We start from the raw sequence: 24,731 nt of genomic DNA, 5'->3' as shown, positions 1-24,731 counted from the left end.
TGTATATATTATTGTTTTTTAAGAACGATCGTGTCTTTAAAGCTTTTTTCTACCACTTTAATGGCATCACTAATTGTTTTTTGTTGTTCTGGATTTAAGGTTAGAAAATCCATTTCTAATTGATGTTTGTAAACAATTGTATTATCTATAGTTTCATAAGTAATCTTAGAGTTCATAAACTCGTTTGACAACGATAAATCCTTAGGTAGATAATCTACAACATAACCATCAGGAATTTCAAGAGTTGTTACATAATCGTAGTAACTTTTATAGGTCACTTCTATGTCATTTTCTCTATCGTCTTCAAATTTAAAATCGGTTTCATCCTTTCTCAAATTAAGATTGATATAAATTTCGTCTCCTAATATTTTCGCGTAATCATTGATATTAAAAGTGTAATCAATAATTAAATCTTTATCGTAGTCAAACTTATTCGTTTCTGTAACAGTATCGATTAGAAATTTATTATTTCCTTTTCGCATTTTGAAATTATAATACTCCTTAATTTTTGCAGGTGTATTATCATCTTCTAACTGATTAAAAAAATCAATCTTATAATATCCAGAAATTTCAGCTTTGGTTGTACCAACGAGTTCTGTGTCATTTAATTTTAATGTGGTTACTTCTTTAAATGCATTTGTTTTAGCATCAACAACAGGAACATCTTTGATGACATATTTTGCTTCTCCGTTAGATACCAATGCTTCTTTACCTTGTATAAACGATGAAGGCATTTCAATAGGTAAATAACGACCAGTAGCATCTAGGAAATAGGTTTCACCATCAATTTCCATAGATAAAATCATGTGATTATCTACAATTGGTGTTGGCACATCGGTATAACTATAGGTAATACTTCTAGTTCCTATCCATGTTAAATGACCTTCTAAACCAGCAATTTTCAGCATTTCATAAAGGATGCTTGAGTTATCTTTACAATCGCCATATTTCTTTTTATATACATCATTAGCTTCTCTTGGAATAAATCCACCCAAAGCGTATTCAAAAGCAATATATTTAATATTTTTTTGAGTCCAATAGTAGATGGCTCTTGCTTTTTCTAAATCGGTTGTTTTGTCTTTTGTTAATTCATTGACAAGACTTACTAAATTAGCATCTGGTTCACTCAAGTTGATATCTTTAACCATAGAGTAATACCACTCATATAATCCAGAAACATCATTTAAAAGGTTGACATTTTTATCGTTTGATTTGTAAGATGTAATAATTGGAATAATATGCGGAAGCACTTTTGAGTAACTAGGTACATTACTTTCATACTTGTGTTTATCAACATCTAAAATCTCCCAAGAGTAAATAATATTACCTCGTTTTTCTTCTTTAGTGAATTTGATATTATAATCTTCGGTATTAAATTCTTGAAATCTAAACTGAATGTCTTTATCTGCAACAAGAGTCACTTTTTTTTGTTTTATAGGATAAAAATCTCCAAAATAAATAGGACTTAAAAACCTAGGATTCTTAACGACTTCGGTATACTCTAGCTTTGTTTTACTACCTGTTGTTAAATTAGGATAAATAAAATTTAGCGATTTTGAATCATCATGAAAAGAATCTTCCATTTCATCTTTTTCAAGAAACTCTTCAACTTTATGAGTTTTATATTTACCATCTTTATACTCGTATGATGATGCTTCTACAGATTCTAGTTCAAAAAATGATGAGAACCTTAAGTTTCTTTTAGAACCGTAGGTTGCAGATTCATCCATATACAAATCTTCTTCTACAAAAGATTGTTTTACTTCTAAGGCGCCATCTTTTAATTGTACCGAAATTTTAACATCTTCAAGCAATCGCACAATTTGAGCATCTGGATACTTGTTTTTAATGAGATCAAACTCTTTAGTGTATTGAGCAAAAGCACTTTTTGGTATTAGCACTAAAAACGCAATGCAAAGTAATGTTAGTATTGATGTATTATTTAGATTCATAAATATCTCCGTTTGTATAATATTCTGTCAATGTGAGTTTCCCGTTTTCGTCATAATAGGTTACTTCGCCATGTATTTCATTATTTAGATAATTGGTGCGTTCTTTAATATTTCCGTTAGAATAAAATTTTTCTGAAAGCCCATGTCTGTTCCCATATAACATATTTTCTTTCAGTTTTATTTTACCGTTAGCATGATACTCAAGATCCAAACCATTGTATTCGCCTTTTTCGTAAATGGTATGATTTTCTAATGTACCATCATAATAATAGGCTTTGTATTCTCCATGAATCTCTCCATTAGTATACTCCATTGTTCTTGCTGGTTTACCATTATCAAAAAACCCTTCTAATCTTCCAGTCTCATTTGTGATAGGTATCATCTCTTTTTCCTTACCATCTGTACCCAAATAAGTATATCCAATTAATGTGCCATGATCATAAATTCTAACAATTTGCAATTTCCCATCAGGACTATAAAATTCTTTTCTACCGTGATTTTTATCATCAACATAGGTTGTAGATGTGTATAGTTTTCCGTTTTCATAATAAGACAACCATGTTCCTACTCTATCACCTTCATCATATAAATAATCGTCTTCTATTTGACCAGATTTATAATAACGTTTTGATGCTCCATTTTGTTTTCCATTAACGTAAGTATCTTCATTTTTTATCTCTCCATCTTTGTAATACCATTTCCAATCACCACTCATTTCATTATTGTGATAATTGCCATCAACCGTTAATTTTCCGTAGAAATTATAATAGTTATAAGGTCCATGTTTTTGACCATTTGTATATGTCGTTTCCGATTTTTTATCCCCATTTTGATAGGTGGATTCTATCTTATACCTTTTAGTAGGTTGCTGATAAGTGTAGGTATTATAAACTTCTCCTTTGTTATTGTATCTTCTTTCTGAAATGAGCAAGGCGTATTCATAATCAATTTGATTATCTATTGTGCCATCTACATTATAATAATATTGTGTGCCATGAACATCTCCTTTATGGTAAAAATTAATGGCTTCAATAGTGCCATCCTTATAATAATAATGCCATTCTCCATGTTTTGAACCATCAACAGACCAACCTTGAGTTTTTAATTTACCATTTACATGAAAATACTGGTAATAATCTTTATTACCTTCTGTATCATATGTTGTTATACTTTGAATTTCACCAGTTGGAAAGTATGTTTTTTCTACACCTTGAGGTTTATCTTCATTGTAATCACCTTCATCTGTCATTGCTCCATTTTGATCAAAAAACTTCCATTTTCCAACTTTACCTCCTTTTATATCATAGAGACCTTCTGCAGATTTATTTCCGTTAGGATGATATCCTTCATAGAAAAACTCGCCTCCTTTTTTACGATTTTGGGAAAGCACCTCACCAGACTTATCATAAAAGGTGTAACTAATTATTTCTCCTTTTCTATATTGAAACTCAGATTTAATTAAACCGTCTGTATCATAAGATTTGTAAACACCATCTAATGTTCCAGCTTTGTAGTTAAAATCGCTACTTAATGTACCATCTTTATAATAATTTTTCCATGGTCCATCATAATAACCTTGACTAGATTGCCCTATGGATTTTTTATTTCCGTTAGCAAAAAACGATGTATATGGACCTTCTAACTTATTGTCTTTATAAGTAGATTTAGTTGATATTTGTCCGTTTCTATAATATTGAATTTCATGACCATTACGCATTCCGTTTTTAAAATTAATTACAGAATATTGTTTACCATTTGCATAATATTCAATCACATCTCCTTGTACCTCATCGTTTTTATAATCAATATCAAATTCTAAAACATCTTCTCCAACATCAAAATAGGCTAGATATTTACCAGTTAGTTTTCCGTTTTTATATGTTTTCTTTTGTTTTAGAGCACCTTGTTTTAAGTAGTATTTGTATTCACCATCAAACTCACCGTTTTTGGAAACGGTCATGATATATGGATTACCATTGTCATAGTACAATTTGTTTTCACCTGTGGTTACACCAGCTTTATAAAGTGCTATTTCTTTAACAGCACCATTATCATGATACCAGGTCCATGTTTTTTCTTTTTCTCCTTTTTTATTGTAAAAACCTTCACTCATTTTACGACCATTACTGTCATAAAATGTCCAATCTCCATTTAATGTATTATTTACAAACATCCCTTCTCCTTGAAGTAGACCTTCATCATAATTATGTGATAAAACACGTTTAGGATTGTCACTAAAAAGCTCATATAATCTAAGTACATAAGCACTTATAAACTCGTCAACTTCATCTTTATTTCTTTCTATTATTTTACTGTAATCTTCGTTTTTAATAGCATAATTTATCGTGTACGTAAAATCATTAAAGTGATCATTTTCTGCGATCCATTTATAAAACGGAATATAATACGTGTCCCAAAAACCACCATTACCCTCAATGTTTTTTAATTGCTCTAATAATGCGTGATTTTGTTTTACTAAAGGGATTTCAATTTTACTTTTCGTATCATAATCTTGGTCTAACACAACTCTATTATTAATAATAAGATCAATATCCTCAAAAGCTTCATCATCTTCAGAAATTTCCAATCCTGCAACTGGTTCATTTTCGTTTTTTTCAGAAACGATCTCATTCATATATTTTAACAATGCAAAACCTCTATCGCTATCTGGCTCAATCATTAAACTCATATTATAACACATTAAGGCTTGTGATATCAATTGTTGACGATAACAAATATTTCCCAATTGTAAATGTGCATTTCTATGAATTGGATTGTAAATAATGGTTTGCTGGTAGGCTTTAACAGCTTCAGAATAATTTTCAACGCGTTCAAAAGCTAATCCTTTATTATACCATAATCTTGGATTTCTTGGAAATTCCTCCAATGCTTTATCATAGGTTTTAATAGCGTCTTCATAACGCTCGTTTTCTACTAAAGAAACACCTTTATTGATGTAGAAATACAACATAGACTCGCTATCACAATTTAAAGCTAAGCCTTCATTTGTTATTGCTATTGCATCATCATAGTTCTCTAAAATAATATTATAATACGATTTGGTAGTCAATACTGAGCAGTAGGTAGAATCATTTTTATTAATACGATTAAGCTCCTCTAATGCGCCTTTATAATCCTCTTTATCTGCTTTTTCAACTACTTTATTAAAAACATCTTCATAAGATATAAATGGTACTTTTTCTTGAGCATTTGTAAATAAACATGAACATAGGATGGTAACGAATAATAAATATTTCATAAGTGTTAAGTGTATTAGGTTTTCCAATATAACATTGTATTGTATAATATCATAGTAAAAACACAATTTTAGACTAAACTCATACTCTAAGACTAGTTTTACGAGCATTTTAGTTTTCAAACTCGGTAATAAAACGTAACTTTGGTATGATACCAACTTAACCACATAATTTAATTAGTAGTACCCAAATCTAACAACTATGATAGACCAATTTCTGTCAAATTTTCAAGATGGTGTATACCACATCTTTAATTTAAAAGCCTATGATCACATTTTATTTTTAATCGTATTAACGGTTCCTTACTTATTTAAGGACTGGAAACGTGTATTTATTCTCATTTCAATGTTCACAGTAGGTCATTGTGTTTCATTAGCATTAACCACTTATGACATTATAAATGTTAATCTTAAATTAATTGAAATTTTAATACCAATATCTATTTTAATAGTTGCTTTATTTAATGTGTTTACTGCTGGTAAAAAATCTCATGGAACCACTTTTGGATTGGTATTTTTTGCGACGTTATTTTTTGGCTTAATTCATGGCTTAGGTTATGTTGGTACGTTTGAGCGCTTAATTTCTTCTTCGGAAAACAAACTACTCGCACTTTTAGAAATTGGATTAGGTATTGAAGTTGGACAACTTTTTGTAGCTTTTATAGTCATCTTTTTAAGCTTTCTCTGTCAAACTATTTTTAGGTTTTCAAAACGCGATTGGGTGATGGTAACTTCTGCAATTGTGGTAGGTTTTGTATTACCAATTCTTATTAAAAGTGACTTATTCTCATAAAAAATAGTTGTTTCAAGATACGTTTTGATAAAACTTAAACGTTATGAAAGTCTTAAAACACGACCTAGATTTTTAATAATTATTACATTTGAAATATAACTTTAATGGTTGAGTTGATATTTCCGACGAAAAATCAATACCACTAAACCAAAATAATGCCTAATAAAAAACAATTACGATACGATAAAGCATATTTAAGAATTGCGAAAGAATGGGGAAAACTCTCACATTGCAAGCGCAAACAAGTTGGCGCAATAATTGTAAGAGATAGAATGATTATATCAGACGGTTACAATGGTACACCAACAGGTTTTGAAAACTATTGCGAAGATGACGAGGGCTACACAAAATGGTATGTGTTGCATGCTGAAGCAAATGCAATTTTAAAAGTTGCTGCCTCTACGCAATCTTGTAAAGGAGCAACTTTATATATTACATTATCGCCTTGTAAAGATTGTAGTAAATTAATACATCAAGCAGGAATTATTAGAGTGGTTTACCATAAAGGGTATAAAGACGATTCTGGATTACAATTTTTAGAAAAAGCAGGTATTGAATTAGAATTAATTGAAGATATAAAAGTATAAATGACGTTTCAAAAAAAATACATCCCACTTATTATTGGTGTTGCCATTGCAGCAGGTGTTTTTATTGGCGGAAAATTAAATTTTACTGATACTTCAGATCGTTTATTTACATCAAATAGTAAAAAAGACAAACTCAACAGACTTATAGATTACATAGATTATGAATATGTTGATGACGTTAATACAGATAGTATTGTTGATGTTACTGTAAATGGGATATTGGATAATCTAGATCCTCATTCTACATATATTCCACAAAGTGAATTAGAACGTGTCACCAATAATATGAAAGGAGATTTTGTTGGTTTAGGAGTTAATTTTTACACCTATAATGATACCATTGCTGTGATTAAAACAGTAAAAGATGGTCCAAGTGAGAAAGCAGGTATTAAAGCTGGTGATCGTATTTTGATGGCAGATGGTGATTCTATCTTCGGAAAAGAATGGAGTAACTCAGATATTATCTCCAAATTAAAAGGGGAAAAAGGTACTAAAGTAAAACTGTCCATCTATAGAAAAGGAGAAGACAAACTCATAGATATTAAAGTAAAACGAGATGTCGTACCAATTGAAAGTGTTGATGCAGCTTATATGCTTACCGATAAACTAGGTTATATAAAAATAAATCGTTTTGCAGAGTCTACTTACAAAGAATTTAAGCGTGCTTTAAACATGCTTCAAGATCAAGGCGCAACACAATTAGCATTAGACTTACGTGATAATCCAGGTGGTTTTTTAGGCATCGCAGAACAAATTGTAGACGAGTTTTTAGAAGATGACAAACTCATATTATTCACAAAAAATAAAACAGGTAAAGTTGAAAAAAGCTTTGCAACAAGAAAAGGAGATTTTGAAGAAGGCGAAGTTTATATTCTTATTAATGAAAGTTCAGCTTCTGCAAGTGAAATTGTTGCTGGTGCATTACAAGATAATGACAAAGGCACAATTGTAGGACGACGCAGTTATGGTAAAGGATTAGTACAACGAGAAATGTCATTAGGTGATGGTAGCGCAGTAAGGTTAACCGTTTCTAGATATTATACACCAACTGGTCGCTCTATTCAAAGACCTTATGATAATGGTAAGAGTAATGATTATTATAAAGATTACTACAAACGAGCAAAAAGTGGTGAGTTTGAAGATGCAGAGCAAATAAAAATAGCTGATTCCTTAAAGTTTACGACACCAAAAGGTAAAGTGGTGTATGGAGGAGGTGGCATTATACCTGATGTTTTTGTGCCTATGAACGCTTCAATTCAGAATGAAACTCTTATTTACCTCAAACGTCGAGAATATATTAGCAATTTTGTTTTTGAAGAATTAGATAGAGACAGAAGTGTTTATAGCGATGTCACATCTGATGATTTCGTAGCAAATTTTGAAATAAGCGATGACATTGTCGTTAAGTTTCAAGATTTTGTTAATCTAAAAGAGAACACCAACCTCACATTTGTAGCTTATCACGACCAGATGAAGCGTTTAATCAAATCTGAATTAGCACAACAACTCTACGGAAGTACTATTGCTGAAAAAATTCTAAATGAAGGTGATGATATGATTGACGAGGTAATTATTTTAAGCCGAGGCAATGATTATTTTGAGGCTAAACTTTCCGAAGAACATTAAACCTTATCATGAATCTTGGTTTGTTTCCCGTCATTCCAAAGTGTTAGAATATCTGTAGCAACTTGTGCTCCACTGCCAGAAGCAATGGCAAATTGACTTCTCCAACCTGCTAAGGTTCCTGCAACATACAGTCCGTTATCAACTAAATGGTCTTGGTTTTTTAACCAAATACGATCTTTTTCTATAGCTGCTCGAGGATGTGGTTCTACATAATTTTCTAAACCTTGTATCGTTAACAAATTTGTATAACCTACTGCAATAACGACCAGTTTTGAATGGTACTCATTTTTATTTGTAGTGATTGTAAATCCTTCCGAAGTACTTAAAATTGAACTCACCTTCTCATTTTCAATCTGCTCAACATGCGGATATAAATCATGAAGCTGCTTTGTACCATTTTCTAATATATCTGCACCCAAAGTACCTGGAGTTAATCCTAACACATTATTAAATAGTGCGTTTTGCAAATGACTAGATTTTTGATGTGCAACAATTGCAATACGTTTATCTGCAGCAAACGGTTTTGGTTTTGCTGACCCTAAAACTAAAGCGCAAGACATACCTGCTGCTCCACCACCTATTATAAATGCATCGTACATTATTGTCGTCCTTTAAGTTTGTTATCTACTCGCTTAGATAATCTTAAAACTTGTAGCAAAATGATAGCGCACAATGACGCAAAAATTGTGATTAAAGCAACAATACTTTGTCCCTCAAATAGATTATTGAAATCTAACATTGTTGAATTATAGATAATTAGTCCTGCTGCTATGATGGTGACTATAATGGTAAAATATTTCATGTGTTAAGAGTCGTTTTTATTAATTTAAGCCATCTCAAAGAGTGCTTTAATGTTATGTGCAAATAATTTAACTGCTATAGCTAAAAGAATAACACCAAATACTTTACGAATAATATTAATTCCGTTTTGACCAATAAATCGTTCAATCTTTGAAGATGTTTTTAACACAATAAAGATAATGATAACATTTAGTATAACTGCAATAATGATATTTTCAATTCTATATTCTGCACGTAATGACAATAATGTTGTTAAGCTTCCTGGTCCTGCAATTAATGGAAATGCTAACGGAAAAACAGAAGCTGTCATTGTTGTACTTTCATCTTGTTTGTAAAGTGTAATACCAAGAATCATTTCTAGCGCAATAAAAAATAGAATAAATGCACCTGCTACTGCAAATGAATTGACACCAACACCTAAGAAAGATAAAATTGTTTGTCCTAAAAACAAAAAGATAATCATAATTACACCTGCAATTGTTGACGCTTTTCCACTTTCTATATGACCTACTTTTTTACGTAAATCTATAATAATAGGGATGTTACCAATAATATCAATGACCGCAAATAAGATCATAAATGCAGTAAAAATCTCTTTTATATTTAATTGAATATCCATGATTTCAAATTTTTCGGCAAAAGTAGGTCATTATAAGAGATTTACAACGTTAAAAAATCGTAAAGTTTACCTACTTTTGCTTTTATAAATTTAGTCCATCATTGTATGTTTCAACTAGGAAAAACAATCGTTTCAGAAGATATAATTGAAAAAGATTTTGTGTGCAATTTATCTGCATGCAAAGGTGCTTGTTGTATTGATGGAGACGCTGGAGCGCCTTTAGATGCAGAAGAAGCTCAAATTCTAAAAGACATCTACCCAAAAGTCAAACCTTTTTTAAGACAAGAAGGGATTGATGTCATAGAAAAAGAAGGTACATCTATTACAACTGTTTTTGGAGAAATTGAAACACCATTGATTAATGGTGCAGATTGTGCTTATGTTATTTTTGATGATAAAAAAACTGCGCTCTGCGGAATAGAAGAAGCTTATAATCAAGGTGAAATTTCATGGAAGAAACCTGTGTCTTGTCATTTATATCCTATTCGAATTAAGGATTATTCTGAATTTTCTGCTGTTAATTATGACAAATGGGAAATTTGTGATGATGCTTGTTCTCTTGGGAAAGAACTACAAGTACCGGTTTATAAATTTGTAAAAGAGGCTTTGATTAGAAAATTTGGTGAAGATTGGTATATGGAATTGGAGAAAGTAGCTGACAAACATTTGAAATAATTTAGAAAAAAATCACTTTCTTTTTTTAAAATAATACAGGCCAAAGAGTGACAATAAAATTAAGACTCCAATACTATATTTCTCACAAGAAGCGTCACTCATAATAGGCGAAATATCTCCAGAAACAACAAAGCCAGCCCAATAATAAGTACGCATAAGATTACCATCATTTTTTGATGACAAATAATTTAATTTTGCTAATTGTAAAGCTTCATTTTTTAGATTTTACATCTTTTAAGTGCTTATAAAAATCGACCATTATTTGCACCTAAAAGAACCACATCATCATTACGACTAGGATTGTTTTCTGATTGCTTTTCATAGGTTGGAGCGAATATACCAATATTTGCAGCAGAGTATTTTTTTGACACAGATCTAAGGAATAGGCAATGCGACATCAATTGTAATCACCCAAGGATTTACCTTAGATGAAGACTTTGTGATTCAAATTCCTAATGATATGGCAACTGGAGATCATTATTTACACTTAAGAGTGCAAGACCAAGATGGAACATGGTCTCTATATAAACGCGCTTTAATTAATGTAGATCCTCTATCTGTTGGCGAATTTAATTCTGAAAGTTTTGACATCTTCCCAAATCCTACTAAAGATAATATTCATATAAATTTCAAGCAGTTTGGTGATTATTCTTTTTCAATTTATGATGTTTTTGGAAAAGAGATCTTTCAGCAAAAAAAATTAGAAGTCTACAACATATTTGATCTTTAAACATATGCTTCAGGTGTCTATATTCTGAAAATAGAAGACAACACAAATAGTTCATTTCAGCATATTAAGTTCATAAAGCAACAAGAATTTAAAACCATTCATAGTAGTAATTTGACAATTAACATCCAACAACACAACATTTAAAACTAACTATACATTAAGCTAGTTTTTAACACTTTAGATTCTTTATCTTATCATTTTACAAATTTTTAATTTTTAATATTTCAGAAATAATGAAAACACGACACATTTTAAAATTCTCCCTTTGCTTAACATTTTTAATGTTTTTCTTTAATGGGTATTCTCAAAAAGCATCTAAAATTGATTTACCATCAACTTACGATTTTGATTATACGTACAAGCTAAAAATGACACATAAAAAAGGAGATTTAATACTTACGTACTTCTTAAAGGAAGATGGTAAATACTTTGGTTTTGACACTGCAGAAATGGCTAAAGGCTCTGATACAAAAATGTTTATGGTCATGGATTCAAATCTAGGAGTGACTGCCATGTTCATGGAAATGATGGGAAAAAAAGTGGTTCAAAAAACAAAAATTAATGCTTCAGATTTTGGTAGTGATGTTGATAACTCAGATTATACATTTACTAAAATAGACTCTAAAACTATAATGGGTTATGAGTGTGAAGGTTTTGTGAGTGAAAATGATGAACATAAAATCACGTTTTATATTACAGATGATGTACCTGTTAGTTTTAATCAGGTTTTTGGAGCAAATGCTAAAAACATGCCTAAAGGTTTTAATCCAGATTGGATGAAAAAGTATGCAAATAACGGACTCATGATGCAAATGATTTTCGTTGACAAAAAGAAAGCGAAAAATAGTATGACTATGGATTGTGTTGGTTTAGACAAAACAGATTTTTCAATAAATGCTTCGGCTTATGGTTCTATAATGTCTTCTTTTGGAAATTAAGCAGTTCTCAAGACATTTGATCGTGTCGGTATTTGAACAATAACATTTGTGCCAATGGCATTTTTATTGTCATCATAAAGATCTTCTATCTCAATTTGATAATCGTTGGTGTAGTCTTTAGAAAAGTTTGCTAATCGCGCTTTTGTAATTGCTATACCAACAGATTTTCGTTTTATGAATTTATCTCTATTTATTTTTTCAGACTTGTCTCTTCCAATTCCATTATCTTTTATAGAAATCATGACAAAATCATCTTGTGTTCTATAAACATGCAATTCAATTTTTTTATCGTCTTTTTTAGAAGACAATCCATGCCAAAGTGCGTTTTCTAAAAATGGTTGTAAGACTAATGATGGCAGTTTTATATTTGCAGTATTGATATTATCATCTACACTAATTTCAAAATCTATTTCGTTTGAAAATCTAATGTTTTCAATATTCATATATAGTTTCATGGTATCTAACTCATCTTCCAAAGAATTTTCTTTTTCCGAAGAAGCCACCAAAATTTTTCTAATAAGTTTTGAAAATTTGTTTAAATAATACACTGCATTTTCTTTCTCATTATTAATGATATACAGTTTTATTGAATTTAATGAATTGAAAATAAAATGAGGATTCATTTGACTTCGCAACATATCTTGCTCCAAAGTTAAAATCTGCTTTTCTTGACTTAATTGTCTAGTTCTATATAAAGCGACCAAGATTCCCACAATGATGGCCAAGACTAACATAGAATACCAAAATATTTTTTTATTGCGTTCTAATTTAGATTTCCAAACTTGATTTTCAGTAGCAAGTGCTTTAATTTGATTGTTCTTTGCTTCGTTTTCATACTGAATAATAACATCATTTACATATCGTAAATTTCGTTCATTATTAATGGTTTTCTCAACAGCAACAGATTCTTTATAATGCTCTAATGCTGCCTGATAGTTTTTCGATTTATTATATAATTCTGAAAGATGTTTATCTGCCTCAACAATAGAAAGATTCAAATTATACTGTTTTGCAACTTCTAATCCTTTTTTTAAATGACTTTCGGAAGCGTATAGATCTCCCATTTCTTTTTGAACCCAACCTAAATTAATTAAGGTCGCTGCAATGTAAAATTGGTCGTTGATTTTTATAGCCTTATTTAAAGCCTTTTCAATAATGACTTTGGCATCTATATATTTTTTTTGTTTGATATAGACTTGACCAATACTATTATAACAAATAACACGACCTAAATTTGAGTTGATTTGTTCGTTAAATTCTAAAGACAATTTATAATTACGTAACGCATCCTCAAGTTGACCTTGAGCCTCATAAGTATAACCGATGTTTTGATAATTAATAGCAAGGCCTAACCTATTACTTTGTGATTTTTCAATTTCTAAAGATTTCTCAAATTGTTTTAAAGCTAATTCATACTGCTCTAAAATGAGATAAATATTACCGATACTATTTTGTGAAACCGCAATATTATGAGATATTGTTTTAGATGGGTTTTCTATAGATCTCGCAAAATCTAAAGCTTTAGTATGAAAATCTAATGCAGGTTTTACAAGATCCATTCTACGATATGCAACACCTATATTATTTAAGCTAATGATTTTAAATTCTATGTTATCACTAATATCTGCTAGTGTTTTTGCTTTTTTATGAATTTCAATCGATTTCTCATAATGTGATATATTTCGATAAATCACACCTAAAGCATTAAGCCCATAACTTTCACCTTCTACATAATCTATGGTTTTAGACGTTTTTGCTAACGTCTTCATTTTAATACTATCTCTAGAATGCTTTTTAAAAATAGAATCTATAGTTGCAAAGTTTTTGGGTCTTAAAGAAGTTAAGTTGGCAATATCTTGTTCAAACTCTTTTTCATTTTCTTGAGCACCTATAATTTGAAAACTAAGAATAAAAAATAGAAATATCACCAATGAAAAATTAGTAGAAGGATTTACAATATGGGATTTGAAAATGTTCAAATTATAGTTTTTCTAAAAAATCTGATTTTCGTTGTCTAGCAACAGGAATTTTATGATTAGACTCCATCACAACATAACCTTCACTCTTGATGAACTCTTTAATTTTATTCAAGTTAATGATAAAAGAATTATGAATTCTAAAAAAATAATGCTCTGGCAAAATAGCATCAACTTCTTTTAGCTTTTTAGTAATCACAATTTTTTGCTGTTTAGCTGTCACAATAGTACTGTAATTACCATCTGACTCCACAAATAAAATATCGTCAATATCTAAAAAAATAAGTTTTCCATCAGTATTTATAGTAATCTTCTTTTTATCAAATCGTTCATTAAAGCTAACTAACACTTCTTCAATTTTAGAAGAATTTGATATCCTAGAATTGAATTTTTTTATTTTTAATATGGTTTCTTTTAAATCATCAGAGTCTACTGGCTTTAACAAATAATCAATAGCTTCATGTTTTAAGGCTTTGATAGCATATTCATCATAAGCTGTGGTAATAACAATGGCAAAATTGGTATTAGATAACTTTCCAAGAAACTGAAAACCATCCATTGTTGGCATTTGAATATCAAGAAATAAGCAATCTGGAGTATTGACATTTAAGTATGCAATAGCTTCTTCAGGATTAGAAAAAGTCTCAATAATTTCAATATCATTACTAAAATTTGTGAGTTCCCATGACAATCCTTGAATAGCTTTTGGCTCATCATCAACTATAACTGCTTTAATCATAAATCAAATATAAAACATAATCCTATACCTTGTAAGTAATATGTATAGTTAGCATCATTTTCTGTGTAAAGTGTTATTTAACCGTTCATTTCTATGCATGTTTATTAAAGCATTACCATTTATACACTTTTTGTAACCATCCATACAAATTGAAAGTTTTTAAATCATTTTATTTATCATATTTGAAATGAAATTAAAATGACCAATCAAATTAATAGATTAAAATAGAGTAATCGTGGGGATTTTACTATTTTGATAAAATGCTATTAATCATTAAAAAAGTCAGGTTAGTACCTGACTTTTTTTTAAAACATTAATTTCATATAACAAGACTTCATGTATTGTGAATAGTTTTAGTTAGTTAATTATTAGGGAAGAAAAGAGAGCTGTAAACAGCTCTCTTTTTTCGTTTAAAACAATTTAAAATTATAGTCATCTTCAAAAAGTAATGGGCATTTAAATTGTCACTTTTCATTTCAGAAGCAAACAAAAATAAGTCGTTTTAGGGTGAATTATTCTAATATTAATTGGTTTTTAAGAAAACAGAGCACAGTTAAATCTATTTTATTTTTCGAACTCCATTTAACAAAATTCTAAATTAATGACCATAAGTAAAACCACTTCATGAGCAAAGTTTTAACAGGATTTAACTTACAAAAAAAATTAATTCGTTTTATTATTAATCTATTGATTATCAGGTGTTTAAATTAAAATTTAATAATCTTAAGTTTTTCTAGGTATAATCAGCTTTGTTAAAAACTTGTTGACAATGTTTATAAAATTGTCTTTTATCTTTAACTACAAATGTCAATCTTTGTTGAAGGCAAAACAGAATAGATTTTAGTGTTTTTTTGAGATAGAAAAAATCAAATATTAAATACCTTCCTTTTTATTTCAACTAAGGAAAAATATTATACGATTTACAAATTTACTTTAAATCTTGAATGATTATAAATCATTCAAAAGACATCTTAGCCTTTAAATTGAAAAAAATTATGGACATCACACAATTAGAAATTACACAAATTATTAAGAGGGATTACGAAACAACTCCGTTTGTTTTAAATAAAATTTCTAATGCAGTTGAAAAAGCAATGATTTCTGTTGGTAATGGTACAAAAGAAGATGCTAAATTAATCTCTGCAAATGTTTTAGAAACATTATTAGAAAGAAAAGGAAGAGATCATAAATACTTACCTACTGTTGAAGAGGTTCAAGATCTTGTTGAGCTTAAATTAATGAACAGTACGTTTCAAGATGTTGCTAAAGCTTATATCTTATATAGAGATGAGCAAACAAGAAACAGAAAAACAAATATTTTTGAAAAGCGTATCAATTTAAAGCCTTACGAGTATCCTGCACTTAATGATTATGTAGATGCTATTAGACATTCTTATTGGATTCATTCTGAATTTAATTTCACTAGCGATATTCAAGATTTTAAAACGAGACTTACTGTAGTTGAGCAAAATGCTATTAAAAATACAATGCTTGCCATTTCACAAATTGAAGTTGCAGTAAAATCATTTTGGGGAGACATTTACCATAAAATGCCAAAACCAGAAATAGGATCTGTAGGTGCAACATTTGCTGAGAGTGAAGTACGTCATCATGATGCATATTCTCACTTATTAGAAATATTAGGCCTTAACAATGAGTTTAAAAACTTAAAGAAAAAGCCTGTAATAATGAGACGAGTTCATTATTTAGAAACGGCTTTAAAAAATGCTAAAAGTGAAGACAATAAAGAGTATGCAGAATCTATTTTACTGTTTTCTCTCTTTATTGAGCACGTGTCTTTATTCTCTCAATTTTTAATCATTATGGCATTTAATAAGCATAAAAACATGCTTAAAGGTGTTTCTAATGTGGTTGAAGCGACATCAAAAGAAGAACAAATTCATGGTGATTTTGGTATTGACATCATCAAAATTATAAAAGCTGAAAACCCAACATGGTTTGATGCAGAACACAATGAGCAAGTAAGAGAACTTTGTAAAGAAGCTTTTAAATCTGAAAGCAAACTAGTGGATTGGATCTTTGAAGCTGGTGAATTAGATTTCTTACCTAAAGATGTGATTAATGAATTTCTTAAAAACAGATTTAATGATTCATTAGAAAGTATTGGTATTGAAAAAGTATTTGATGTCGATGAAAAATTATTAGAGCAAACCGAATGGTTTGACGACGAAATCATAGGAACTAAACATGGAGATTTCTTCGTGAAGCGTTCTATCAATTATAGCAAAAGAACAAAAAGTATAACTAGCGACGACCTATTTTAAACCATGAACGACAAAACTAACTTAGACCTTAAAAAAGAAGTAGTTAACCCTCAAACTACAAAAACAACAACACACGACGACTTATTAAAAGCTCGAAAAGAAGCTATAAAAGACGCTAAATCAGAACCAGAAATTAAATGGTTAACAGAGCACAGTCGCCAATTTTTAGCCTCTGGTTACCTTACAGGTGATACAACTCCTGAAGAAAGAATTAGAGAAATTGCTGATAATGCTGAAAAAATATTAGGTATCGATGGTTTTGCAGATAAGTTTTATGGCTATATGGCAGAAGGCTATTACTCATTAGCATCTCCTGTTTGGTCTAACTTTGGTAAAAAACGTGGCTTACCAATTAGTTGTTTTGGTTCACATATTTCTGATGATATGGGAGATATCCTATATACACAATCTGAAGTTGGTATGATGTCAAAATTAGGAGGTGGTACTTCTGGTTACTTCGGAAAATTGCGTCATAGAGGAGCTCCTGTAAAAAATAACGGAGAATCTTCTGGAGCAGTTCACATCATGCAGTTGTTTGAAAAAATGGTAGATGTTGTAAGTCAAGGTTCTGTTAGACGTGGTCGTTTTTCTCCATATTTACCAATTGAGCATAATGATATTCATGAGTTTTTAGAAATAGGAACAGAAGGTAATCCAATCCAAGAATTAACACATGGTGTTACTGTTGGTAACGACTGGATGCAAGAGATGATTGATGGTGATGCAGATAAAAGAGCCATTTGGGCAAAAGTATTACAACGTAGAGGAGAAATAGGATATCCTTATATTTTCTTTAAAGACAATGCTAATAATAATGCACCAGATGTCTATAAAGATAAAAATCATGAAATCTACGCAAGTAATTTGTGTTCTGAAATCATGTTACCAACCAATGAAAACTGGTCATTTGTATGCGTATTATCGTCTATTAACTTATTACATTATGATAAGTGGAAAGATACAGATGCTGTTGAAACAATGGTTTATTTCCTAGATGCTGTTTTAGAAGAGTTTATTACAAAACTAGAAGTGTATAGAGATTCTGCAGATCGTGACGATAGACAAACATTCATGTTCATGGAGAAAGCCTATAATTTTGCAAAAGAAAATAGAGCTTTAGGATTAGGAGCATTAGGTTGGCATTCATTATTACAATCAAAAATGCTAAGTTTTGATAGTCAAGAAGCATTTAACTTAAACAGTGAAATCTTTAAAACGATTAACGAAAAATCAAATAAAGCATCTGTAGAATTAGCAGGATTATTTGGTGAGCCAGAAGTGTTAAAAGGATACGGAAGACGTAACACAACATTAAATGCTGTGGCACCAACAACCTCATCTGCTTTCATCTTAGGACAAGTATCACAAGGTATTGAGCCAATTTGGTCTAATAGTTATGTAAAAGATATCGCGAAAATTAAAACAACGATTAAAAATCCATATTTAGTTGCTCTTTTAGAAGAAAAGGGAATCAATACAACTGAAATTTGGAGAAGCATTAGAGATTACGATGGTTCTGTACAACATTTAGAAGAATTAACAGATCACGAAAAGGATGTGTTTAAAACCTATTCTGAAATTGATCAAATGACTATCATTTATCAAGCTGCCAATAGACAAAATCATATTGATCAAGCACAGTCATTAAATATTATGGTGCATCCAGATATGCCAGTTAAAGACATTAATAAACTGTATGTAACTGCATGGCAACTTGGTGTAAAATCATTGTACTACCAACACAGTATGAATGCTGCACAAAAATTTAAGCAAAAGAAAGAATGTGCTAGTTGTGAAGGATAAAATTTCTTTGTAAAAAGGAATCTCTATTTAATTATAGTGAAAACAAAAGCATCTTGATATTTAATTATCGAGATGCTTTTTTTATATCTTTTCTTCGGAAATATTATAATTTAAAACCTCTTTTCTTAATTTGAAAAGAGGTTTTTTTTTATGTTTGAATATCCCTAACCATTTCAACCATGCACCAAAACACCTTTGAAATCACAGACGACCTATTAGCAAGCAAAGGTCAACGCTTACTTCATCACTTTATAGATCTAGTGCCACAATATGCGTTTTTATATGGTTTATCTTATGGATTTTTCTATTTAGGAGAATTTACAGGTAATTATACTTTAAATGATTTCTGGAATGGCATGTCTGAACTAGAAGACTTCTTTGTAAGTTATCTATTCATGTTTGTCTATTATTTTTTCATGGAAAAATACACCTTTAAAACATTAGGAAAGTTTGCAACAAACACCATAGTTGTGTCTACTGATGGCAATAAACCCACAACAAAACAATTAGTTAAGCGAAGTTTAAGTAGATGGATTCCTTTTGATGCACTTTCGTTTTTAGGCGTAAACGGAAAAGGTTGGCACGACTCTATTGCAGATTGTTATGTCGTCAAAGCAGATAAATTTAATGAGAAAAAGAACTCATTATTAGAATTAGAACAAATTGGTCTCATAGGTGAAGATGTCTAATCCACCAAAAAATCTGTACCTAAATACTTATCATCTTTATTATAGTACCAAGCTCTGTTCTTAGGGATTTTAATCTCTTGTATCATTGTTGTTTCGGTGAGAAGTATGTATTCGCCACTATCTGGTTTTAACTTACCATTCTCATCTGTTTTAAAAAACTGATAAATGCCCATAGCATACGTTTTTGGATCAAAATAAAAGTACCAAACATCACTACCAACACCTTCATCATAAGTAACTTTTAGCACCAAATATTCTTTTCCTTTAAACGTTTTACGCTCAACCTTATCATGTATAATTGTGCCTTCATCTTTCAATTTCATTGGTAATCCGTAGAGATAAGTATAATAGTTTTTATACATATTGGCTCTATCGCAATTCAAATTATAGGTCTTTTTATCCGCTTCGGAAATATCAACTGCACCATTTAATTTGATAGTACATTCTGTTTTTTCTAGGGTATATTCTGTTGTGATTGTATCACGTTTAGCATGGACGTAGAATAGTTCCGAAGGTAAATTAATGATGATTTTACTATCGCGACTTTTGTTATTAGGCGTTTCCATAGTGATATTTAATTCACCATTAAATGTTGACCAATTATGATTAGGATCGTGATAATTAATGGCTTTTTCTAGGAGTTCATTTCCAGATATTTCTTGGGCAGATATCAACTGAAAACTAAATAATAGGAGAATAACGAAGGCTATGTGTTTCATAATGCAAAACTTTTAATACTAAATTAAACTATTTGAGATTAACCTAAGAATCTTATATTTGAAAATCACATAACTTAACTAACCTATGAACAGAATTAAATACACAGTTACACCAGACGTCTTAGCGTCAAAAGGCATTAGATTTGCTAACTATTTTATTGATTACATCATACAAATTATAATAGGCGCTGGTTTTGGTGTTGTAATTGGTGTTGTTTCAGAGTTAACCGGTAATTATTTTTTAATAGAACTTTTCTTTGAATCTGGAAGGCTTATGGAATTCGTCTTTGGTTTTATCATCTTATTACTATATTATACAACCATTGAAACCTTAACAGGTAGGTCATTAGCAAAATACATAACAAAAACTAAAGTGGTACTCTATGATGGATCAAAGCCTACTTTTAATGAGATTTTAGTGCGTTCGTTATGTCGTATTATTCCGTTTGAACAATTCTCATTTCTTGGAGAAGATGGAAAAGGATGGCACGATTCTATCTCAAAAACTTACGTTGTTGATATTGCAAAATTTGAAGCTAAGAAAGCAACTTTTGAAGGTTTAGACGAAATTGGAAGAATTGGAGAGTAAAACCAATGATTATAAAAAAAATGACCATCTAAAAGTAGATGGTCATTTTTATGTATAAAGAACATGTATTATTCTTCTGTATCCATAAGTTTTGCTGGTGTTACAGAACCATCATGTGAATTATGATATTCTTCTAATAGATTCATTGTAGCATTTAATAAATCTTTAGTTTCTAACAACAAACTAAAATAAAGTGTCGTGTTTTTCGGACTAGACTCTTCAGTACGTGTGCGCTCTACTTGTTTTTGAATTTTCTCCTTAACCAAGTCATACACTTTAGCTTTATCATTTAAAATTTCTCCAATCTTCTCAAATGATTGTGAATCAAAAGCAGCTTTAGTTTCATTAAATAAAATTTCCATTTTATCATCTACTTCTTTTAACTCTTTGATTTGAGAGAACTTTAATTTTTTATGATTGTTGTTAACATGCTTATGACTAACCTTAGAAATATATTCTAAAGATTGGGTCATATCTTGAAGGTAACCAAGAATATTAATATAAAAATCACTAGCTCCAATACTGGATTCGTCAAGATTTTTAATAAAGTAGAATATATTGTCACGCAATTCATCTATTTCATCAGACAGCTTAATGACCTGCTTTTTGTTTTTCTTCAACAGAGACAAGTCTTGTATAGCAAGACCTTTAATTGCATTTGTATAAATTTTATTTCCACGTTTAACTACACTAGCAATGTTTTTTGCACTTTCATGAATCACACCTTGAACTGAGCTACTTTCTGCTTTAGTTAAACTATCTTCTGCTTTAGATTCTTTCGACTTTTTGTTGTGTGCCAAAGAACTTCTAATTAATAATCCAAAAGCTGTTACCAATAAAATTGGAAACATCACATTTATATTTAAGTTCAATAGATAAGCAACTAAAGCAGCAGCAGTAAATGCACTAAATGCTGTAAAGAACCAACCTCCAATTACATTTATTACACCAGCTACTCTATATACTGCACTTTCTGCTCCCCAAGCTCTATCTGCCAAAGAAGTACCCATTGCTACCATAAAAGTAACATAGGTTGTTGATAAAGGTAATTTATAGGATGTTGCAATAGATATCAATACAGCAGCAACCATTAAGTTTACAGCAGCTCTTACCATATCAAATGCTGGTAATTCGTACTTTTTATCTTTTGGTAAAGAAATTACAGGTGCTTCAAATTGCTTTTCAATTTTTGCTTGCCAAGTATTTGGTAAAACATAAGAAGACACTTGAGATAAACCTACAGCAACTCTAACAAATCCACGAGATAAAAAATTTGGTTGAAAACGTTCTTTTGTTGCGCCTTGGCTAGCAAGGTCTAATGATGTTTTAACCACGTTTTTAGCTTTCGTAGAAAACCATAACGTTAACACCATAATCATACCTGCAGCAAATAGCAGTAAATTATTAGTTGGTACTTTTTTGGCTAGAACATCCATTGGAAATTCTGTAGCTGGTAATCCAGAAAGCGTCCATTGCTCAAAAGCATTGTATGCAGCAATAGGTACACCAATAAAGTTTACCAAATCATTACCTGCAAAAGCTAAAGCAAGAGCAAACGTTCCAAGAACGATAATGAGCTTATAGATATTAGTCTTTAAAAACGCAATAAGCGCATAAGAGAAAATTGACCAAACAACTAAACTTACTAAGATAATATATAGTACTTGGTGTTCTAAAAAGTCTTTCATGGTTCCACCTTCTAGAATATCAAAGGACTGGCTTGCATAAGCTGTACCCTTTAAACCTTTCATGAAAATAAAATAAGTAATTGCAGTGATAGCCATACCACCAAACAAAGCGCCAACCCATGCTGCTTTTCTTTCAAAATTATAAGATAAAAGTAATCTTGAGAACCATTGAACGAGTGCACCTATAGAAAAGGCGACGACGACCGAGAGCAGTATACCCAATATAATCTCTGTTGCTTTAGAGGTATTGATATATCCTACAACATCTTCAAAACTTCCTCCATCATGTCCAATTTTAATTAAAGCCATTGCAACTGCAGCACCTAATAATTCAAAAACAATAGATACTGTCGTTGAAGTAGGCATACCTATTGAATTAAAAAAGTCCAGTAATAATATATCGGTAATCATTACTGCCATGAAAATAATCATGATTTCATTAAACATGAATTCTCCTGGATTAAAAATACCTTTTCTGGCTACTTCCATCATTCCACTTGAGAATACAGCTCCTACTGCAACACCTACACTTGCTACAATCATAATTGTTCTAAAAGAAATCGCTTTAGATCCAATTGCAGAGTTTAAAAAGTTCACTGCATCATTACTAACACCTACAACCAAATCAGCTATCGCTAATATGGCTAGTGCAATAATCATATATAAATAAATATTATCCATAATCTTTAATTTAAAAAGGTGTGCAAATATCTTTAGAGTTTCTCTCTAGTATGTTACCTAATTGTTATGTTTTTTGGTTAAAAGTGAATGTCAAAGCCTAATCTAAACATAATGTTATCATCATTTCCATCTAATGAACTATAACTAATATCCGTTTGAACTTTTAATTTATGACCTACTATATATTTTGAAGCACCTAAAGTATATTGCTCTCTTGGAAGTGCTCCAGTAACAGATTCGTAATCTAAAGTTGTAAAACGTCCTACTACCTCGTAATTACTTTTAAATACATAACCAGCTTGAAGGTTTACTGCGTTACCTGTTAAAACAACATCTCCAGTTGGAGTTATTCCATCTATATCTAAAGCAATTGGATCTGCTGCTGTACGTTTAGCATATTCTCCCATAAATGAAAACCCGTTGTATTTAAACATGCCATCTGCAAAAATCGTGGTCACATCTGTTTCATAAAGTGATTCATCACTTCTAAACATATAATCTCCTAATCCGCTTCGTTCTCTAACAGCTCCTTGGTTAAAGTTATAGGTAAAACCAACCATTAATTTAGGGGTTTCTTCTCGAACTAAATCTGCTTGGACATAATCTCCTTTCGACTTAAAATTTCCGAAGGGAAGAAACTCTAAACGCCCAGTGTATTGTAATCCTCCTTCATTCCCTTCTGTAACATTACGACCTTCACCTTGAGAAATAGCAAGTTTTTCTCGCATTAAAAAATCACCTCCTAAATTTGATTTGTGACGCAATTGAAGACCTACATCTCTATCTATATTGAAACGACTATTTAAAAGTGAACGGTTTATTAATTGAAGATTTGCAGAAGACACTACACGCTCTACATTTCCTGGAAGCTTGGTTTGCCCTGCCCATAATTCCCAATTAGGAGCAAAATTCCACATGATAACAGCATCTAAAATATAACGAGGTGTATTTCTATTAAACTCATTTGCTCCAGAGATATCTCTATTAGATAATCCTAACTCAATTTTGTATTTAAGCTTAGGACTATAAGCAAACCCATCAAATTTTAAACGTGCTCGTCTAACTATAAAGTTGTGTTCTGGACTACCATATTGCTCTCCATCATGATCCCATGAAGATATTGAACGTACTTGAAAACGAGGCGCGAATTTTATACTAAAGGAACTATCCTTGGCTACGAAATTAATTAACCCTTTACCAAAAGAGGTATCACTAATTTCTTGAGAATATGTATAACCATAAACACATAGCAAAAATGCTAAGGTTAGTTTAGATTTCATTGATTATCAGTTTTTGTCGCTGCAAATAACCGATTCTAATGTTAACTGAACGTTTCCTAAAAATTAAGATTTTAAAAAATCTTAAAAAAAAGGCTGCTTTAATAAAAGCAGCCTTATTAGACATCATAGTCTTCTAGTCGACAAAAACTAATAAAATATATGAAGTTCTAAATAGTGTTTAAAACACTTGAGCAAATATGGGAATGTAACGTAATCTAATTGTAATGCTAATATTATCTAATTATTAAGAATTAACTCAAAACAAAAACACTTAAAATACTTAATTACAGTACACTACAAGCCTA

At 30.6% G+C, this 24,731-nt stretch carries 21 protein-coding genes; 10 read left to right on the top strand and 11 right to left on the bottom strand.

Going from position 1 to position 24,731, the window contains the following annotated elements; genetic code table 11:
• Positions 1–8: 8 nt before the first annotated feature.
• Both WNY78_RS15715 and WNY78_RS15710 read right to left on the bottom strand, forming a co-directional pair.
• The gene (locus WNY78_RS15715; protein ID WP_342874170.1) at positions 9–1,952 is read right to left on the bottom strand and encodes a DUF3857 domain-containing protein; all 1,944 of its coding nucleotides are present in this window, start codon (positions 1,950–1,952) and stop codon (positions 9–11) included.
• Positions 1,939–5,211 carry a tetratricopeptide repeat protein gene (locus tag WNY78_RS15710; RefSeq protein WP_342874169.1) on the bottom strand — a complete coding sequence of 1,091 codons (3,273 nt, stop codon included), beginning with the start codon at positions 5,209–5,211 and terminating at the stop codon, positions 1,939–1,941. The genes WNY78_RS15715 and WNY78_RS15710 overlap by 14 nt, the downstream gene beginning before the upstream one ends.
• Before the next feature lie 199 nt (positions 5,212–5,410).
• Between WNY78_RS15710 and WNY78_RS15705 the strand changes: the two genes are divergently transcribed.
• The 3 genes from WNY78_RS15705 (at position 5,411) to WNY78_RS15695 (ending at position 8,214) form a co-directional block, all read left to right on the top strand.
• Complete coding sequence (locus tag WNY78_RS15705) at positions 5,411–6,001, top strand: HupE/UreJ family protein (RefSeq protein ID WP_342874168.1); 591 nt, start codon at positions 5,411–5,413, stop codon at positions 5,999–6,001.
• Between the two features lie 155 nt (positions 6,002–6,156).
• On the top strand, positions 6,157–6,588 hold the full coding sequence (locus WNY78_RS15700) for a dCMP deaminase family protein (protein WP_342874167.1): 432 nt from the start codon (positions 6,157–6,159) through the stop codon (positions 6,586–6,588).
• Positions 6,589–8,214, top strand: a complete 1,626-nt coding sequence (locus WNY78_RS15695) for a S41 family peptidase (protein ID WP_342874166.1) — start codon at positions 6,589–6,591, stop codon at positions 8,212–8,214.
• On the opposite strand, the gene WNY78_RS15690 is transcribed toward WNY78_RS15695, so the two are convergent.
• The 3 genes from WNY78_RS15690 to WNY78_RS15680 are packed head-to-tail and all read right to left on the bottom strand — an operon-like array spanning position 8,211 to position 9,628.
• Positions 8,211–8,813 carry an FAD-dependent oxidoreductase gene (locus tag WNY78_RS15690; protein ID WP_342874165.1) on the bottom strand — a complete coding sequence of 201 codons (603 nt, stop codon included), beginning with the start codon at positions 8,811–8,813 and terminating at the stop codon, positions 8,211–8,213. The two genes, WNY78_RS15695 and WNY78_RS15690, sit on opposite strands and share 4 nt — an antisense overlap.
• The gene (locus tag WNY78_RS15685; protein WP_342874164.1) at positions 8,813–9,016 is read right to left on the bottom strand and encodes a hypothetical protein; all 204 of its coding nucleotides are present in this window, start codon (positions 9,014–9,016) and stop codon (positions 8,813–8,815) included. Before WNY78_RS15685 ends, WNY78_RS15690 begins: the two co-directional genes overlap by 1 nt.
• Positions 9,017–9,040: 24 nt before the next feature.
• On the bottom strand, positions 9,041–9,628 hold the full coding sequence (locus WNY78_RS15680) for a MarC family protein (protein WP_342874212.1): 588 nt from the start codon (positions 9,626–9,628) through the stop codon (positions 9,041–9,043).
• Positions 9,629–9,739: 111 nt separating this feature from the next.
• Here WNY78_RS15680 and WNY78_RS15675 point away from each other — a divergent pair, with 111 nt between their 5' ends.
• Positions 9,740–10,309 (top strand): DUF3109 family protein, encoded by a 570-nt coding sequence (locus WNY78_RS15675; protein ID WP_342874163.1) that lies wholly within the window; start codon positions 9,740–9,742, stop codon positions 10,307–10,309.
• 242 nt (positions 10,310–10,551) lie between these two features.
• On the opposite strand, the gene WNY78_RS15670 is transcribed toward WNY78_RS15675, so the two are convergent.
• The gene (locus WNY78_RS15670) at positions 10,552–10,680 is read right to left on the bottom strand and encodes a hypothetical protein (protein WP_342874162.1); all 129 of its coding nucleotides are present in this window, start codon (positions 10,678–10,680) and stop codon (positions 10,552–10,554) included.
• A gap of 89 nt (positions 10,681–10,769) precedes the next feature.
• Here WNY78_RS15670 and WNY78_RS15665 point away from each other — a divergent pair, with 89 nt between their 5' ends.
• Together WNY78_RS15665 and WNY78_RS15660 are read left to right on the top strand one after the other, a co-directional pair.
• Positions 10,770–11,039 (top strand): T9SS type A sorting domain-containing protein, encoded by a 270-nt coding sequence (locus WNY78_RS15665; RefSeq protein ID WP_342874161.1) that lies wholly within the window; start codon positions 10,770–10,772, stop codon positions 11,037–11,039.
• 233 nt (positions 11,040–11,272) lie between these two features.
• Positions 11,273–11,977: a DUF4412 domain-containing protein gene (locus tag WNY78_RS15660; protein ID WP_342874160.1), complete on the top strand. Its 705-nt coding sequence runs from the start codon at positions 11,273–11,275 to the stop codon at positions 11,975–11,977.
• Here WNY78_RS15660 and WNY78_RS15655 read toward each other — a convergent pair.
• Together WNY78_RS15655 and WNY78_RS15650 are read right to left on the bottom strand one after the other, a co-directional pair.
• Positions 11,974–13,956: a tetratricopeptide repeat protein gene (locus WNY78_RS15655; RefSeq protein WP_342874159.1), complete on the bottom strand. Its 1,983-nt coding sequence runs from the start codon at positions 13,954–13,956 to the stop codon at positions 11,974–11,976. The two genes, WNY78_RS15660 and WNY78_RS15655, sit on opposite strands and share 4 nt — an antisense overlap.
• Position 13,957: 1 nt before the next feature.
• Positions 13,958–14,692 (bottom strand): LytTR family DNA-binding domain-containing protein, encoded by a 735-nt coding sequence (locus tag WNY78_RS15650; RefSeq protein ID WP_342874158.1) that lies wholly within the window; start codon positions 14,690–14,692, stop codon positions 13,958–13,960.
• A gap of 995 nt (positions 14,693–15,687) precedes the next feature.
• Between WNY78_RS15650 and WNY78_RS15645 the strand changes: the two genes are divergently transcribed.
• The 3 genes from WNY78_RS15645 (at position 15,688) to WNY78_RS15635 (ending at position 19,469) form a co-directional block, all read left to right on the top strand.
• Complete coding sequence (locus tag WNY78_RS15645; RefSeq protein ID WP_342874157.1) at positions 15,688–16,977, top strand: ribonucleotide-diphosphate reductase subunit beta; 1,290 nt, start codon at positions 15,688–15,690, stop codon at positions 16,975–16,977.
• Positions 16,978–16,980: 3 nt separating this feature from the next.
• Entirely contained in the window at positions 16,981–18,780 is a 1,800-nt protein-coding gene (locus WNY78_RS15640) for a ribonucleoside-diphosphate reductase subunit alpha (protein ID WP_342874156.1), read from the top strand.
• Positions 18,781–18,959: 179 nt separating this feature from the next.
• A complete protein-coding gene (locus tag WNY78_RS15635) occupies positions 18,960–19,469 on the top strand; it encodes an RDD family protein (RefSeq protein ID WP_342874155.1) in 510 nt (169 codons plus the stop codon).
• Here WNY78_RS15635 and WNY78_RS15630 read toward each other — a convergent pair.
• On the bottom strand, positions 19,466–20,188 hold the full coding sequence (locus WNY78_RS15630; RefSeq protein ID WP_342874154.1) for a DUF6503 family protein: 723 nt from the start codon (positions 20,186–20,188) through the stop codon (positions 19,466–19,468). The two genes, WNY78_RS15635 and WNY78_RS15630, sit on opposite strands and share 4 nt — an antisense overlap.
• 85 nt (positions 20,189–20,273) lie before the next feature.
• On the opposite strand from WNY78_RS15630, the gene WNY78_RS15625 reads away from it, so the two are divergent.
• On the top strand, positions 20,274–20,777 hold the full coding sequence (locus WNY78_RS15625) for an RDD family protein (RefSeq protein WP_342874153.1): 504 nt from the start codon (positions 20,274–20,276) through the stop codon (positions 20,775–20,777).
• Between the two features lie 68 nt (positions 20,778–20,845).
• On the opposite strand, the gene WNY78_RS15620 is transcribed toward WNY78_RS15625, so the two are convergent.
• Positions 20,846–23,146: an inorganic phosphate transporter gene (locus tag WNY78_RS15620; RefSeq protein ID WP_342874152.1), complete on the bottom strand. Its 2,301-nt coding sequence runs from the start codon at positions 23,144–23,146 to the stop codon at positions 20,846–20,848.
• A 77-nt stretch (positions 23,147–23,223) separates the two neighbouring features.
• Positions 23,224–24,426 (bottom strand): porin, encoded by a 1,203-nt coding sequence (locus WNY78_RS15615; protein ID WP_342874151.1) that lies wholly within the window; start codon positions 24,424–24,426, stop codon positions 23,224–23,226.
• Positions 24,427–24,731: the final 305 nt, after the last annotated feature.

Origin of the sequence: Psychroserpens sp. AS72, from assembly GCF_038900375.1 — a bacterium.
Classification (GTDB): domain Bacteria; phylum Bacteroidota; class Bacteroidia; order Flavobacteriales; family Flavobacteriaceae; genus Psychroserpens.
This window is presented reverse-complemented; position numbering and strand designations above follow the sequence as displayed.